The following is a 16,386-nucleotide window of genomic DNA, read 5'->3' as shown; positions in this document are numbered from 1 at the left end:
CGCTGTCATTTCCTTTAAAATTCGAGTGAAACCTGCTGATTCCCCAGCAAGCTCTGTAATTCGTCTATTAATTCATCCGATGGCGTCACATACCAATTCGCTTCCACTGACAATTCTGCCTTCGCATACGACGAGTTATAACGAAGCTTTATTGGGCAGGTTCCTTTCGCATAAGGCGCCAGCACTGTTTCCAGCTTACCTGCCACACCGTTCTCAAGTGCGTCTTCAGTCAGCGTAATCGACAAACTGCGTAAATAACTCTCACGCGCTTGCTCAATGGCCATCACTTCTCTAGCGGTCATTGTATTGCTATTACTAAAGTTATCAAATCTGACCTCACCTTTTATCCACAAAATTCGGTCTTTTTCGAGCAATTCTTGATAACTTTCGTATTCATTGCTGAATAATCGTACATCCATGCGCGCCGTCTTGTCATCTAACGTTACTATAGCAAAACGTTGGCCACGTTTGTTTGTCAGCACGCGAATATCTATTACGAGCCCCGCAATAGCAACACTTTGGTCTTTTGGTGTTGGTCCCACATTAGACAAAGTATTTGACACATAATGCGTCAACTCACTTCTAAAGCGGTTAATGGGGTGTCCGGTGAGGTAAAGCCCAAGAGTTTCCCGTTCACCTTCCAACCACACGGCCTCCGGCCATTGGCGTACCTGCACAAACTCCTGTTCGACCGCTTCTGGCTCGGTAGTCAGCACACCAAACATATCGGACTGACCAATTTGCTCTGCCTGCAAATGCTGCTCTGCCTGGCGAATGGCTTTTTCCAGCGTCGCCATAAGCGCCGCGCGGTGTGGTCCTAAATTATCCATAGCACCTGCTCGTATTAGCCGCTCCAGAACCCGCTTATTCATTTTTTTCAAATTCACCCGACAACAGAAGTCGAACAAATCTTTGAACGGACCACCTTCATTTCTAGCTTGAATAATAGACTCAATCGGCGCCTCGCCAACACCTTTAATAGCCCCAATGCCATAAACAACACGCTGTTGTTCATCAACAGTAAACTTATAGGCGCCCTTATTGACGTCTGGCGGCAATAATTCAAGACCCATTCGCTCACACTCATCCGCCAGCGTAACAATTTTATCGGTGTTATCCATATCCGCTGACATCACCGCAGCCATAAATTCAGCCGGATAATGAGTCTTCATCCACAACGTTTGATACGACACTAAGGCATAAGCGGCCGAGTGCGATTTATTAAACCCATAGCCGGCGAACTTCTCTACCAGATCGAAGATTTTCATCGCCAATTCAGGGTCAATATTATTCTTCGCTGCCCCTTCCCGGAAAATCTCGCGCTGCTTTGCCATTTCCTCGGGCTTTTTCTTACCCATAGCTCGACGCAACAAATCAGCGCCGCCCAGCGTGTAGCCCGCCAGTACCTGTGCAATTTGCATAACCTGCTCTTGGTACAAAATAACGCCGTATGTCGGTTCGAGAATCGGCTGCAAGCTGTCGTGCTGATACTTAACATCCGGATAAGAGATTTCTTCACGACCATGCTTTCGGTCAATGAAGTTATCGACCATGCCCGACTGCAACGGTCCCGGTCGGAATAGAGCAACCAATGCGATGATGTCTTCAAAGGAGTCAGGCAAAAGCTTCTTAATTAGCTCCTTCATGCCTCGCGACTCCAACTGGAAAACGGCGGTTGTTTCGGCCTTTTTAAGTAATTTGAAACATGCCGGATCGGTTAAATCGATAGCGGTGATATCGATAAGCTCTTCGCCTGCTTTCTCCTTGCGGGCATTCACCATATCGACGGCCCACTGAATAATGGTCAGTGTTCGCAAGCCTAGAAAGTCAAACTTGACCAAGCCTGCCGATTCAACATCGTTTTTATCGAACTGGGTGACCGGGTTTTTGCCTTCATCGTCACAATACAGCGGTGAGAAGTCGGTAATAGTGGTTGGCGAAATAACCACGCCACCGGCGTGTTTACCGGCATTACGTGTGACCCCTTCTAGAATCCTGGCCATATCAATAATGGCTTTGACCTCACCGTCCTGATCGTACAATTCTCCCAGCTGAGGCTCTATTTCAAATGCCTTCTCCAGCGTCATCCCCGGGTCACCGGGCACTAACTTCGATATGCGATCCACAAAGCCATACGGGTGTCCCAGGACACGCCCTACATCACGTATTGCGGCTTTCGCAGCCATGGTGCCAAACGTAATGATCTGCGATACCGCTTCGCGACCGTACAAATCGGCAACGTGGTCAATAACCTCATCACGGCGATCCATACAGAAGTCCACATCAAAGTCCGGCATAGAGACCCGTTCAGGGTTCAGAAACCGTTCGAAAAGCAGGTCAAACTCGAGCGGATCCAAATCGGTAATTTTCAGTGCGTAAGCAACTAACGACCCCGCACCCGACCCTCGCCCCGGACCAACGGGTATGCCATTGTCTTTACTCCACTGAATGAACTCCATAACGATGAGGAAGTAGCCCGGGAAGCCCATCCCATTAATGACGTTAAGCTCTTCTACTAGACGCTCATCATATTCTGGACGTTTAGCCGCGCGTTCCTCCTCGTCAGGAAAAAGAAATTCAAGACGCTCTTCTAAGCCTTCTTCAGACACTTTGACCAAGTAGTCTTCCGTCGTCATATCTCCGGTCGGAAATTTCGGCAGAAAGTATTCGCCCAAGCGGACTGTCACATTACATCGCTTAGCGATTTCAACGGTATTTTCCAACGCTTCAGGAATATCGGAGAACAGCTCCGCCATTTCTTCGGCCGTTTTTAGATACTGCTGCGGCGAATATTTTTTGGGGCGGCGGCGATCTTCAAGCTGGTAACCGTCATGAATAGATACACGAATCTCATGGGCGTCAAAATTTTCTTCTTTCAGAAAAACGACTTCATTGGTTGCAACCACGGGGATCTGTGTTTCACCGGCTAGTTTTACTGCCTTGTGCAAGTAGTCTTCTTCTTTAGGACGCCCGGTTCGCACCAATTCAAGATAAAAGCGGTCGGGGAAATACTCTTGATAAAAATCCAATGCCGCATCAAGTTCTTTATCATCGTTTCTTAATAATGCATGGCCGATATCACCTTCACGGGCACCGGAGAGCAAAATAATCCCTTGGTTGTGCTCTTTTAGCCAATCCTTATCAATAACGGGTTTATCCGCTATGTGCCCTCGCAAATAAGCTTTCGACATTAACTGTGTAATTTGCTGATAACCGTCGTTATCCATAGCCAAAGCCGTCAAACGGAATATCTCACCTTCGGGGTAGCTGTGCTGTACCCAAAAGTCACACCCGATAATAGGCTTTAATCCCAGTTTATGCGCCGTACCGTAATAACGAACCAGGCCGCAAAAGTTCATTTGATCGGTTATTGCTAATGCCGGCATACCCGCGTCAGCTACAGCATCACATATCGGGCCGACTTTGGCTAAGCCATCGACCATGGAGAAGTCACTGTGAATGCGTAAATGGATAAAGTTTGGTGCTGTCATTTCGCCGTGTCAGTCTACTTTTTGCTTCTAATGTCAGACGCCATATTGTGCCTGATGCGACTACTGAAGTATATCGTCAATGCAACTTCAGACGGGGTTTTACCGCATGGTTTAGCTTGTCCACCAACAGAATTAAAAACATTTTCCACCAACCATGCAACGCTCGCTGATGCATGCGATACAAGCTCGCGTAGGCCCATCGTGCCAGTGTGCCTTCAATCGACATAGACACACTTTTGCTTTGCATTAAATTACCAACCGCCGAAAAGCGACTCAGCGAAACTAGCGAGCCTCTGTCTTTGTAACGAAAAGGTTTGGGATCGCGGCCAGCGTATTCTCGTGAAATATTTTTGTATAAACATTCGGCCATCTGATGCGCAGATTGAGCACGCGGCGGCACCCAGCGTTCGTCGTCAATCCGGCAGGCCGAGCAATCGCCCATTGCGTAAATGGACTTATCTGAAACGGACTGAAGGTACTCATTAACTTCTATTTGATTGTTTTTTCTAAGTTGTAAATTCCAGGACTGCGTAATATCCGGCGCTCTGACACCTGCTGCCCATACCATCATATCGGCCGTTATTGGCTCCCCCTCCGAGAGGCAAAGCTGCTGTTTCGTCACCTCTTTAACCGGGTTATTCAAGATGACTTCCACACCCAACTTACGGAGTTTCTTCAGAACTGAAGTGGATAAACGTTCCGGTAAAGCCGGTAATAATCTCTCTCCAGCCTCAATCAACTGAACCTTAAAATGGCTTCTATTGAGATGTTTGAGTCCGTAAATAGACAATAAGGACACCGAGTGCACAAGCTCGGCGGCTAACTCGACACCAGTCGCACCGCCGCCAACAATAGCCAATGACAATTCAGCCTCTTTACCGTCTTCGAGAGCTTGGTTCACTCTTAAGAACTCATCGAGTAGCTCAGCATGAAACGCGTCCGCTTGTTTTAAAGAGTCCAAAAAATAGCAATTTTCTTTAACTCCAGGGGTACCGAAATCGGCGGTCACACTGCCAACGGCTAGAATCAAACGATCATAAGGCACGTTTCTTGTACTCAGAACTTCCTCACCTTCACTATTATTAATGGCCGCAAGGGTGACCGTTTTCGCATCTTTATCAACATGTTCCAACGTACCAATCAGAAACTGAAAGCCTTCCCGGGCGCTTTGTCCTCGATAATCAACCTCCGCCAACCTTGAGTCTAAAGCGCCAGAAGCAACCTCATGCAATAGCGGTTTCCAGAGATGCGTTGTATTGCGATCAATCAAGGTAATTTGAGCTTTACCTTTACGTCCCAATTTACGACCTAGCTGTGTCGCTAACTCGAGTCCGCCTGCGCCACCGCCAACAATTACGATCCGTTCCTTCATTACCGACCTCATCCTGTAGATACAAAAAAGCCACTGGCGATGATAACGCCAGTGGCTTTTTATAGCGACTATTCAGTCATCTTTTATCGCTGTTTAGTCGATACTTGGATCCGTCAGACCTCGACGCTCCAATAACGCTTCGACGGTTGGTTCTTGACCACGCCAATCGATGTACTGCTGCATTGGATCTTTACTGTTACCTTGCGACAGAATCTCTTTACGGAATGCTTGGCCATTTTCCAGCGTTAAACCACCATTGTTGTTCATATGTTTAAACGCGTCAGCTGCTAAGACTTCACTCCACATATACGCATAGTAACCTGCAGAATAACCACCGGCGAATACATGCGCAAAATAAGTCGAACGGTAACGAGGAGGCACCGCCTCAACTAAGACACCGTTACGCTCTAACGCATCTTTTTCAAACGCTTGTACGTCTTTAATTTCAGTACCCGGTTCAACCGTATGATATTCGAGATCCAGTAACGCAGCCGCTACATACTCTAGAGTATCAAAACCTTGATTGAAATTGCGCGCAGCTAGTATCTTGTCCAACAACTCTTGTGGAATTTGTTCACCCGTTTCATAGTGCTTCGCAAAGTTATTAATCACTTTTTCATTCAACATCCAGTCTTCCTGGAACGTTGAAGGGAATTCGACATAGTCACGAGATACCGATGTACCCGCTAATGAAGGGTAAGTCACATCTGAGAACATGCCATGAAGCGCGTGTCCCATTTCGTGGAACATCGTCGATACCTCATCAAAGCTCAGGAATGTCGGCTCACCATCTGGCGCTTTGGTGATATTCATGTTGTTCAGAATAACCGGCTTCTGGTTCATCAGCTCAGACTGAGTACGGAAAGAGCTCATCCATGCGCCACCACGCTTACTGTCACGTGCATAATAGTCAGCGTAGAAAAGGCCTAAACTGCTACCGTCAACGTCAAAGACTTCGTAAACTTTTACATCTTCCTGATACACAGGAATGTCTTTACGCTCTTCAAACGTAATACCGAACAGCTCACCCATTGCATAGAAAACACCGTCTTCTAACACACGGTTAAATTCGAAGTATTTTTTCACTTCATCAGAATCGAGTGAATACTTCTCAGCACGCACTTTCTCAGCGTAGTAGAACCAGTCCCAAGGCTTCAATTCGAAATCTTTACCGTCGGCGTCAATCGCAGCCTGAATTTCCGCCGCTTCACGCTCTACATTTGAAACTACCGCCGGCACTAAGTCGCGCAGCATTTTCTTCGCCGCATCAGGGTTACCTGCCATGTTCGTTTCCAGAACATAGTCACCCCAAGAGTTGTAGCCCAAAAGTTGCGCTTTATCAGCACGCAGCTTGACTAACTGTTTAACCAACGGGTTTTGATCGGTTTCCGTGTTGCCAGTACCACGGTTTGCCGACGCTTCCCAGATTTCCTGACGAAGCTCACGATTTTCCAGTTCAGCTAAGATAGACTGGCGAGTCGTATTCGTCAGAACAATCGCGTACTGGCCTTCTTTATCGCGGCTTTTCGCTGCATTCGCCAGACTCTCAATACGGCTGTCACTTAAGCCTGTCAGTTTCTCTTTATCTTCAACAAACACAACGGTTTCTTGGGTCAGAGACATTAAGCCATCGCGGAATTCGTTAGTCAGGCTTGAAAGCTGCTCATTGATTTCACGAATTTGCGCTTTCTGTTCATCGTTAAGCTGTGCGCCAGCGCGAATGAACTCTTTATAAGTTTCTTCCAGTAAACGCTTCGCTTCACTGTCTAAATCCAAATCATTACGCTGTTCATGCAATGTTTTAATGCGCGCGAATAAATCAGCATTTAAACGAATGTTGTCACTATGTGAAGCCATCTTAGGCGCCAGCTCAGCTTGCAGTTCGCGAATTTGGTCATTCGAGTGTGACGAAGACAAGTTATAGAATACAGAGCTTACACGACCAAGGATTGCGCCAGACTTTTCCATGGCAACAATAGTGTTTTCAAACGTTGGCTCTTCAGAGTTGGTCGCAATGGCTTTAATTTCTTCCATATGCTCTTTCATGCCACGCTCAAAAGCAGGTTTGAAGTGTTTAAACTCAATGGCATTGAAGTCAGGCGCTTGATAAAGCAGTGAGCTGGCTTCGAAGAATGGGTTCATTGCCGTTGCTTCCTGGCTACTTTCAGCTTGTGCAGAACCGTTTTCAGTATTTGATGGCTTGCTCGCATCGCTGCAAGCGCCGAGTGATACCGCTGCACCAATTGCGACGGCTAATAATGTTTTACGCATGGATAACTCCCACTGTTTCTTGTCATTGTGATTTTTGTGCCATTACTCTAGCCCTGTATGAGCGCTTGCTCAAGGGGTAAGCGTCAAAAAGCCAATTCTTAGAGGTAAAAAGCAGGAGGTACAAGTCGAATGCGAAAACGATTCAGCCAAACCAAGCAAGACCGGCTTTGGTGGTATCTAAAAAAATAATTGGTGATGCTGCACAGATTTGCGCTTAAGAAAAATGGCGGAGTGGACGGGACTCGAACCCGCGACCCCCGGCGTGACAGGCCGGTATTCTAACCAACTGAACTACCACTCCGCAAAAATTCGGGGGATGTACTAAATGGCGGAGTGGACGGGACTCGAACCCGCGACCCCCGGCGTGACAGGCCGGTATTCTAACCAACTGAACTACCACTCCGCATCAGTACTGCGTTGAAGTATGTCCCTCAACGCGGCGTGCATATTACGAGTGAGGGACAAATGAGTCAACACTTTTTTTAAAGATTTTTTCTGTTTGTCTGATTTATATTCAGTTTTGCGGTTTTTTAACCACTAAGCGTCATTTTTATCAGTTTTCTTCTTTCTGAACTTAAACCACCACAGTGCAAAAAGCGCGATAAAAATTATCAATAGGTTCACTATGACAATGATAATTAAGTTCATCATTGCCTGCTTTTCCTTTGCTTCACGCTCTTGTCGTTCAACTTCCCTCTGACGCTCTGCTTCAATACGCTGCCGCTCTGCTATTTCCGCGGCTGTGGGTTCAGGTGGCGGTGGCTCTGTGGAAATAAAACTAAAATCATCAAGCCTGGCTTCAAACTCACGTCCGGCCAACGTGGTCGCAAAAATATCAATATCAATTAAGTGTTTACCGAATGCCAAATTCGCAATAGGCACCTGATACGGAAATTCATCAACCTGGCTAAAGGTAAATTTGCGCACTTCACCATTGGGGAATTGCGTTTCCCCATTAACCACCAAACTACCTGGGTCTATTTCGTTCTCATTAACCGTTACAATCAGTTGGTGGTCATCTTCTACAGCGTCAGACTCTATCACTTCAAAATCAACGGGTAACGGCTTAACCACTAAAGGACCAAATTCAAAGACTCGCTCATAAAGCGGCGTGGTCATTTCATAAGTCGCCATCCATTCGCCGGGTTCAACATCTAAGTTAAAAAAACCGGTAAACACGCCGTCACCAACACGCTCGTCATGACCGCGCCCATTATCCAGGAACTGCGCCACTCGCACTGGTGTCGCGCCAAAGTTATCAAAATCGGCGTTATTGGTACTGATAAAAAGCACATCGAGAGTCACCGTCTGTCGAAAACGTGCTGTTTCGACAATGTCTTCTCCATTATAGAGTCGACCTTCTACTTTCAGCTCTTCGTTCTGATACAGCGGCTCTGGCAACGGATCAGCTTCGAAGCGAATATCAGAAACGACTAAAGCCTTATTCTCTTCATCAATGCGTCCTGCCGCCTGCCATGGACCGGGCTGCGGTTTTTTAATGCGAATAATGTCGAAATTTGGATCGGTATACCAGGTCACTTGGTCGGTAGGGTAGCGGCTGTCATACCACTTGCTACCGTCAGGCTTAATTAATATTAAGGGCTTACTGCCCGGCTCCCGAAAAAATAGCAAGGTGATTTCATCAACGTTTTCATCAATTCGAAAGCGCTGCCCGTCGATAGGAAGTTTGTTGCTCATGTCACCATCGATGAGCGACATCGCCTTTTTAAGAGCGTCGTCCTTAGATGACGCGTCCGATGTTTGCTGTACTGCGGTCACTGAACTGGTAAGCAGAACAAATGCCAGCGCAGCCCAGACAAGCTGAGTTATGAATCTAGCCACAAACAGCGCCCACCCTCTTCTTTAACTTTATCAAGCCGTTGTTGATGTAATACTTCTTCATCGGCTGATGCACGCAAAACCTTTAATTGTGGACGGTTTTCAATGGCCTGATGCTGTATTTCACCGGCAACACCCGACGCGGACTTTTTGTTTTCTGACAAGTTGAGGGCTCTTTGCCCACCGGTCATCATTAAGTAAACGTCAGCCAGTATTTCCGCATCGAGTAGGGCCCCGTGCAGCTCACGCGACGAATTGTCGACATCATAAGCACGACACAAAGCGTCCAGGTTGTTCTTTTGACCCGGCCGCATTTCCCGGGCGAGCTGCAAAGTATCCAGTACGGTACTGAAATCGCTGGTCAGACCCGGGAAAGGCTTCATTCTCGAAAACTCAGCGTCCATATGGCCGACGTCGAACGGTGCATTGTGAATCACCAGCTGAGCGCCTTTAATAAACTCAATAAAGTCGTCACAAACCTGAGCAAATACCGGTTTATCGATCAAGAAATCGTTAGTAATACCATGAATTTTTATGGCTTCTTCTTCCACCACTCGCTCAGGGTTGATGTACACATGAAAGTGATTCCCGGTGAGCTTCCGATCAATAAGCTCAACACAGCCTATTTCAATTATTCTGTGCCCTTTCTGAGGGTCTATGCCCGTGGTTTCCGTATCTAAAACGACCTGACGCATTTAAAATTCCTGATATACTGGCTGAAACTTTTCAATATAGTACCAATTAACATGCCCAACTCAAAAACTGTTCACATCTATACTGACGGCTCATGCCTTGGCAATCCGGGGCCAGGGGGGTATGGCATTGTTATGGAATATGGTTCTCACCATAAAGAAATGAGTCAGGGCTATCAGTTAACCACGAATAACCGTATGGAAATGCTGGCAACCATTGTTGCGCTAAAAGCGTTAAAACGCTCGTGCGAGATTGTCCTTTCGACAGACAGCCAATACGTTAAACAAGGCATTGAACAGTGGATGACCAAGTGGCGCAAAAACGGTTGGAAAACAGCCGCAAAGAAGCCGGTCAAAAACCAGGATCTCTGGGTGCAGTTAGACGAGCAAGTTCGCAATCATAAAATAAAATGGCAATGGGTAAAGGGTCATTCCGGACACCCTCAAAATGAACGTTGCGATGAGCTGGCCCGCGACGCTGCCAGTCGCGAGCCTTTGCTCGAAGATACCGGGTTTACACTTGAATAGTCGAGTTACTCACCCGCCACGACTGGGCGCTTTTCTTCCTGCCATGCCGTCATGCCGCCATCAACGCTATAAACATTATTAAAGCCCATACGCTCAAGGCTTTCAGCAGCTAGCGCCGAACGCCCTCCGGTTTTGCAGATAAGATACAGGGGCTTTTGCGAGATACGCTCTAATGCATCATCGTACCCAGCAACGTCGGGGTGTTGATTCAGCTGCATTTCCAACACGCCGCGCGGCATATTCACCGCTTCGCGAATGTGACCCTGACTGTATTCCGCCGGTTCGCGCACATCAATCACTCTGGCGCCCTGCTCTATCGCTTTTTGAAGTTCTTCCGTATTCGCTTCCTTTACGTTTGCTTTCGCTTTTCCACATAATTCTTTTGCTGTAATCATACTTTACCTCTTCGACTTATCTAATTTAAAACTGTCCGATGTCATTGCTGTTGCTGGCCGTCGCCCTGACAGGCTGATCTTTCGTCGTGTTGATACTGAGTTAATTCGACCAATCAATGTCTGCTTGGTTGCCACTAATAAATACGCTGCACTAAACGGTTTAACTTTTTCACAGAGTGCACTGGACCAGTCGTGTCCTTGAAATTCAGCTTTATGCAACAAATGCGGGACGAAATACTCGCTGTATTTTACGTCGAACCCCAATAGCGCCAGCCAGTCTTTCATTCTTGCTATTGAAAAATAACGTCCGCACCAGGGAAATGGTTTTACATGGCGTAAGAAAAAACCGCTTACCACCGCTGGACTTAGTGGGTTAAATCCCATTAATACCAAGACACCATCGTCATCCAGAACCCGTGTGTACTCTCTTAAAAGTTGATGGGGATGTTGATGGAATTCAAGGGTAAAAGGACTAATTAAAGTGTCAACACTGTCGGTTTTTATTGGCAACTCGGTCAGTATTCCTAACATATCCGCCTGTCCCGATGGTGCAACTGAAACCCTCTCCATAGGCTCTTCTTGCTGAAGCTCCGCCCCCAAATGACCGACAATGACCTGGCAACCGGGCTTCATCTTACGCTCATAACGGCGCATAACCTCACGAGTTTGAGACTTAATGAAGTCTCCGCAAGCCAGACTGCTCCACTGTGTAGGTGTCTTTAACGGAACCTTAGAATATGCCGGTTTAATAAACACTGCGTCATCCTGTATTATGGGAGCATTCTGTCACTATCGCTAACTCATCATAGCTTAGCGTTATCGAGGTTTCTATGCGAGTTCACCCTATTTGTGCGTTTGACGACAATTACATTTGGGCTATTGAGACAAACACAAACGATGGCGTCATTATTGTTGATCCCGGCGAGTCCTCTCCCGTTTTTGAATGGCTGAAAGAAAATAGTAAAACCATTACCGCTATTTTTGTCACGCACCATCACTATGATCATACTGGCGGTATTGCTGACTTGCTCAAAGAATACGCATGTCCGGTTATTGGCCCACACAACCCCGAGATAAAAGCCATTACCCAGCCGGTCCAAGAAGGTGAGCGCTTTTCAATGGCTGGCGTTGAATGGGAAGTCATGGAAACTCCAGGACACACACTTGATCACATTAGTTTTTACACGCCCGGATTTCTGTTCTGTGGGGACACGCTATTTTCCGGTGGCTGTGGACGTATGTTTGAGGGAACACCAGAGCAATTTAGTCGATCGTTACTTAAGCTTCGTCAACTTCCCGGGGATACTCGGGTGTTTTGCGCACATGAATACACACAAGCCAACTTAGCCTTTGCGCAAAAAGTAGAACCTAATAACGCGACACTGAAGAGTTATGCCGAAAAGGTCAAAATGCTACGCGAACAAAATGAAATTACTCTGCCGAGCACACTACAACTGGAGCTTGCGATAAATCCGTTCCTTCGGTTTGATCAAAAAACGGTGATAGAAGCGGCATCTGAATACTCCGGAAGTGTAAAAAATGCCCCTGAGGACGTTTTTTACACTATTAGACAGTGGAAAGATAACGGCTGATTCTTTAAACTTCACCAAGTTTTAACATATTCAGGGTTTTATAATTCATGGTAATCAATAAAAGCAGCAAAACTTGGCTAAAGTTGAGTGTACTGACCAGCGCTATCGCTCTCTCAGGGTGCCAAAGCACTGGTCTTTTCTTTGCTGAGAAACAGCAAGAAACTAACCATGAAAAGCCCTCTTTAGAGTTAACTCCGGTACCTGAAGAAGTCGTTGCCGATACCCAAACAACAACGAAGAAAAAGCCTGAACCGGTTCAATTAACACCGCAAGAACAAGAAGACTTATGGCAGCGTGTTCGTCAGCAGCTGGTCTTTGACGTACCAAATGTGCAGCGAGTCCAAAGTCAACGAAATTGGTACGCCAGTCACCCTGAATATTTAGACCGGGTTGCTAAACGCGCAGAGCCTTATTTGCATTTAATTGTCGAAGAGTTAGAGCGCCGTGAAATGCCGGTCGACCTCGCGTTACTACCTATTGTCGAAAGTGCGTTTGACCCATTCGCCTACTCTCACGGCAGTGCGTCGGGAGTTTGGCAGTTTATCCCCGGTACAGCCCGTCAATATGGATTAGATATCAACTGGTGGTACGACGGTCGCCGCGATGTCTACGCAGCGACGCATGCCGCGCTGGATTATTTAGAGGCCCTGCACCGTTACTTCGACGGCAACTGGATGCACGCGTTGGCAGCCTATAATTCCGGCGAAGGTCGTGTTGGAAATGCAATTCGCAGAAACAAACAAGCCGGTAAACCAACCGATTTTTGGAGCCTGGACTTACCGCGTGAAACGCGCGCTTATGTTCCTAAATTATTGGCGTTGGCTGATATCCTTGCCAATAGCGAGAAGTACGGTATTACCTGGTACCCAATTGAAAATCAGCCCATGCTTGAAATTGTCGAAGCACCAGCACAAATCGACTTAGCCTTAGCGGCTGAAATGGCTGAGTTATCACTTGAGGAACTGCATCAGTTTAATTCTGGTTATAACCGCTGGGCGACGGCACCCGATGGCCCTCACCGCTTTTTATTGCCGGCAAGCAATGCGGAGCTATTCAGTCAGGCGTTGAAAGAAACCGAGCCTAAAGACTGGCTAACCTGGACGCGCCACAAGGTGAAGTCAGGAGAGAGCTTGCTAACGATATCAAAAAAATACAATACGTCCGTTGATGTCATCCAGCAGCTTAATGACATTAGCAGTCACATCATTCGCGCTGGTGAGCACCTGCTGGTGCCCGTTGCCACTCTAGGTGAAGAAAGTTACACATTGTCGCAAGATCAGCGCCGCGAAAACCGCCAAGATCAAAAACGCGACGGTAAACGTATTGATTATATCGTCCAGTCGGGCGACACTCTGTGGGATATCAGCCGTGCTTACGATGTCAATTTAAGGGACTTGGCCCGCTGGAATTCGATGGCGCCCGGCGACTACTTAAGACCTGGTCAAGAGCTTGTTGTTTGGACCGAAGCTGAGCCTTCTTCTGTTGTTCGCAGTAGTGTTAACAGCATTATTCGGACAGTGAATTACCGTGTACGGTCAGGAGATTCTCTTGCAAGGATAGCTAATAAATTTAACGTGACCATTCGCCAAATTGAGCAATGGAATAACATTCAACGCAACCGTTACCTGCAACCTGGACAGATGCTGCGACTGAAAGTAGATGTAACCGAGGTGAGTAGTTGAGGCCCGTTATGAAACTGTTTAAATACGCTATTACTTGTATTGCTTTAATATTCAGCACCCAAAGTCTGGCAGACTGGGAAGCTAAAGGGGAAGGCAAGGTGATTTACCCATCGGGTAGAACTGAGCCTCTGAACTTCGGTTTTGAATATAAGAAAGTCTATGACACCGTGGTATTTACCGCTGGTAAATCACAAATGCGCACTTCTGAAATGCCACCTAACTACATTCTCAATATGTTCGTGAATGATAAAGGCCAGGTGTACGTTGCTGAATTCGCCGAGGGCTTTTTCAAAGGCTTTGAGCTTGCTATCGGTAAGCACAATATTGTAGTCGAGCACAGACGTGAATTTGATGAAGAAGAGCCGTTATCACACCTGAGGGTTCGCATTAATGATCGCAGTTACCTGCTTGATACCACACACCCGACTATCAAATTCGAGTTTGACGAAGAAGACGGTATCGCCGACATTAGCGGCTCAGGCCTGTTAAAAGACCTGAGCACCCGCAGCCGCTAACTCTTTAACAGCTCTTTTAGTTCGTCTTCGGACAGTATCGAAAGCCCAAGCGACTGGGCTTTCGTCAGTTTTGAACCGGCGCTTTCTCCGGCAATTAGCGCGGTTGTTTTCTTAGACACACTCCCACTGACTTTCGCTCCTAACGCTTCTAGCGCCTGTTTGGCTTCGTCCCGGGTCATTGTCGACAACGTACCGGTAATGACGTAAGTATTTCCGGCTAAACGGTCGCTTTGTATGTCGCCCGCATCTTCGCCTTCTGGCCAATGAATAAACTCACGTAGCTCTTTCACGACGTTTTCGTTATGCGGTTCGCGGAAAAAGCGCACAATGTGTTCAGCCACGACCGTGCCAACATCAGGGACTTCCTGCAATTGTTCACTGCTAGCGGACTGAATCGCCTCAAAGGTTTTAAAGTGTCTGGCTAAGGCCTTTGCAGTCGCTTCACCTACCTCTCTAATACCTAACGCATAGAGAAAGCGAGCCAACGTTGTCTCTCTGGTTGCTGCTATTGCGCTTTTTAGATTTTCAGCGGATTTAGTCGCCATTCTTGGCAAGGTGGCCAACTCGGCTTTACTCAAACGGTATAAGTCAGCTGGGGACTTTATCCAGCCCTTTTCAACCAAGACATCAACCAGTTTGTCTCCTAACCCGTCGATATCCATGGCTTTACGCGAGGCAAAGTGCTTAATTGCTTCTTTGCGTTGAGCCGCACAATAGAGTCCGCCACTGCAACGAGCTACGGCCTCGCCCTCAATGCGCTCAACGTCAGAATCACACACGGGACAATGTGTCGGGAAAATAATGTCCTGCGCATCCATCGGACGCTTGTCTTTTAACACACTGACGACTTGTGGAATGACATCACCGGCGCGCCTGATACTCACTGTGTCCCCAATTTGCACACCCAAGCGCTCAATTTCATCGGCGTTATGCAGGGTTGCATTCGATACGGTAACACCTCCCACACTTACCGGTTTCAAGCGAGCGACTGGTGTAATTGCGCCAGTACGTCCTACCTGAAAGTCGACGCCAGTAATAATCGTCAGTTGCTCTTGTGCCGGGAATTTTCGGGCAATAGCCCAGCGAGGCGCTCTAGCAACAAAGCCAAGCGTTTCCTGCAGTGCGATGGTATCTATTTTAAAAACCACCCCATCAATGTCGTAATTCAGCGAATCTCTGCGCTCAAGAATTTTTTCATAGTAACTGTCACAACCTTCAACAGAGTCTACCCGTTCAATTTCACTGTTAACGGGAAGCCCCCATTCGGCTAATTGCTGCAGACGTTCATAATGACTGTCGGGCAGTACCGTATGTTCAGACACTAACCCCAGGCTATAAGCGTAAAAATGCAAAGGCCGCTTGGCAGTTATTCGGGAGTCCAGTTGTCTTAAACTGCCCGCCGCCGCGTTTCTTGGGTTAGCAAATACTTTCTCTCCCTGTTGACGCGCCTTGTCGTTAAAGCGATCAAAGGCGCCAATCGGCATTACGACCTCGCCTCTGACTTCCAGTCGGTCAGGAACATCGCCTTTTAACTTGAGGGGAATGTTGCGAATGGTTTTGACATTTTCAGTAATGTCCTCGCCACTTTCACCGTCACCACGGGTTGCGCCACGCACTAGTATTCCTGACTCATACAGCAAACTCACTGCAGCACCATCCAGCTTGGGTTCGCAACAGAAAGTGACTTTAGTTACTTCATCCAGCTTTTGCCCAATGCGCTTAGAGAATGCCGCAAACTCTTCCGCAGAAAACGCATTATCTAAAGACAACATCGGCACTTCATGTTTTACCGTATTAAATTTGGCTAACGGCTTACCGCCCACTTTAGCCGTTGGCGACGTCTTACTTTTTAAGTCTGGATTTTGCTTTTCCAGTTCCTGCAATTCACGAAATAGTTTATCGTACTCAGCATCGGGAACCGACGGCTCATCATTTTCGTAATATTCTTTGTTATAGCGATTCAGTAATTGTTCCAGCTCTTGCATTCGCTGGGCAGTAGATTGACTCAT

At 47.2% G+C, this 16,386-nt stretch carries 12 protein-coding genes and 2 tRNA genes; 4 read left to right on the top strand and 10 right to left on the bottom strand.

The window, feature by feature from the left end; translation table 11 throughout:
• Positions 1 to 14: 14 nt before the first annotated feature.
• The 7 genes from dnaE to dnaQ form a co-directional block, all read right to left on the bottom strand.
• Positions 15 to 3,491: a DNA polymerase III subunit alpha gene (gene dnaE / locus CEW91_RS04620; RefSeq protein WP_088767868.1), complete on the bottom strand. Its 3,477-nt coding sequence runs from the start codon at positions 3,489 to 3,491 to the stop codon at positions 15 to 17.
• Between the two features lie 76 nt (positions 3,492 to 3,567).
• A complete protein-coding gene (locus CEW91_RS04615) occupies positions 3,568 to 4,863 on the bottom strand; it encodes an NAD(P)/FAD-dependent oxidoreductase (RefSeq protein WP_088767867.1) in 1,296 nt (431 codons plus the stop codon).
• A 93-nt stretch (positions 4,864 to 4,956) separates the two neighbouring features.
• Positions 4,957 to 7,134, bottom strand: coding sequence for a M3 family metallopeptidase (locus CEW91_RS04610; RefSeq protein ID WP_088767866.1), 2,178 nt, complete (start codon positions 7,132 to 7,134; stop codon positions 4,957 to 4,959).
• A gap of 224 nt (positions 7,135 to 7,358) precedes the next feature.
• A tRNA-Asp gene (locus CEW91_RS04605) sits at positions 7,359 to 7,435 on the bottom strand.
• 25 nt (positions 7,436 to 7,460) lie between these two features.
• Positions 7,461 to 7,537: transfer RNA gene (locus CEW91_RS04600), tRNA-Asp, on the bottom strand.
• A gap of 134 nt (positions 7,538 to 7,671) precedes the next feature.
• A complete protein-coding gene (locus CEW91_RS04595; protein WP_232507027.1) occupies positions 7,672 to 8,976 on the bottom strand; it encodes a TIGR03503 family protein in 1,305 nt (434 codons plus the stop codon).
• Positions 8,961 to 9,668 (bottom strand): DNA polymerase III subunit epsilon, encoded by a 708-nt coding sequence (dnaQ, locus tag CEW91_RS04590; protein WP_088767864.1) that lies wholly within the window; start codon positions 9,666 to 9,668, stop codon positions 8,961 to 8,963. Before dnaQ ends, CEW91_RS04595 begins: the two co-directional genes overlap by 16 nt.
• Positions 9,669 to 9,719: 51 nt before the next feature.
• Between dnaQ and rnhA the strand changes: the two genes are divergently transcribed.
• On the top strand, positions 9,720 to 10,193 hold the full coding sequence (gene rnhA, locus CEW91_RS04585; RefSeq protein WP_088767863.1) for a ribonuclease HI: 474 nt from the start codon (positions 9,720 to 9,722) through the stop codon (positions 10,191 to 10,193).
• A gap of 5 nt (positions 10,194 to 10,198) precedes the next feature.
• Here rnhA and CEW91_RS04580 read toward each other — a convergent pair whose 3' ends face one another.
• A complete protein-coding gene (locus tag CEW91_RS04580) occupies positions 10,199 to 10,588 on the bottom strand; it encodes a rhodanese-like domain-containing protein (protein ID WP_088767862.1) in 390 nt (129 codons plus the stop codon).
• A 3-nt stretch (positions 10,589 to 10,591) separates the two neighbouring features.
• Complete coding sequence (locus CEW91_RS04575; RefSeq protein WP_088767861.1) at positions 10,592 to 11,344, bottom strand: methyltransferase domain-containing protein; 753 nt, start codon at positions 11,342 to 11,344, stop codon at positions 10,592 to 10,594.
• A 74-nt stretch (positions 11,345 to 11,418) separates the two neighbouring features.
• Here CEW91_RS04575 and gloB point away from each other — a divergent pair, with 74 nt between their 5' ends.
• From gloB to CEW91_RS04560, 3 genes are read left to right on the top strand one after another with little or no spacing between them, the layout of a single operon-like run.
• Positions 11,419 to 12,180 (top strand): hydroxyacylglutathione hydrolase, encoded by a 762-nt coding sequence (gene gloB, locus CEW91_RS04570; RefSeq protein WP_088767860.1) that lies wholly within the window; start codon positions 11,419 to 11,421, stop codon positions 12,178 to 12,180.
• A gap of 47 nt (positions 12,181 to 12,227) precedes the next feature.
• Positions 12,228 to 13,862 (top strand): lytic transglycosylase, encoded by a 1,635-nt coding sequence (locus CEW91_RS04565; protein ID WP_088767859.1) that lies wholly within the window; start codon positions 12,228 to 12,230, stop codon positions 13,860 to 13,862.
• A gap of 8 nt (positions 13,863 to 13,870) precedes the next feature.
• Positions 13,871 to 14,377 carry a hypothetical protein gene (locus tag CEW91_RS04560; protein ID WP_088767858.1) on the top strand — a complete coding sequence of 169 codons (507 nt, stop codon included), beginning with the start codon at positions 13,871 to 13,873 and terminating at the stop codon, positions 14,375 to 14,377.
• Here CEW91_RS04560 and ligA read toward each other — a convergent pair.
• Positions 14,374 to 16,386 carry an NAD-dependent DNA ligase LigA gene (gene ligA, locus CEW91_RS04555; RefSeq protein ID WP_088767857.1) on the bottom strand — a complete coding sequence of 671 codons (2,013 nt, stop codon included), beginning with the start codon at positions 16,384 to 16,386 and terminating at the stop codon, positions 14,374 to 14,376. The two genes, CEW91_RS04560 and ligA, sit on opposite strands and share 4 nt — an antisense overlap.

The sequence above is a fragment of the Idiomarina piscisalsi genome (genome assembly GCF_002211765.1).
GTDB lineage: Bacteria > Pseudomonadota > Gammaproteobacteria > Enterobacterales > Alteromonadaceae > Idiomarina > Idiomarina piscisalsi_A.
This window is presented reverse-complemented; position numbering and strand designations above follow the sequence as displayed.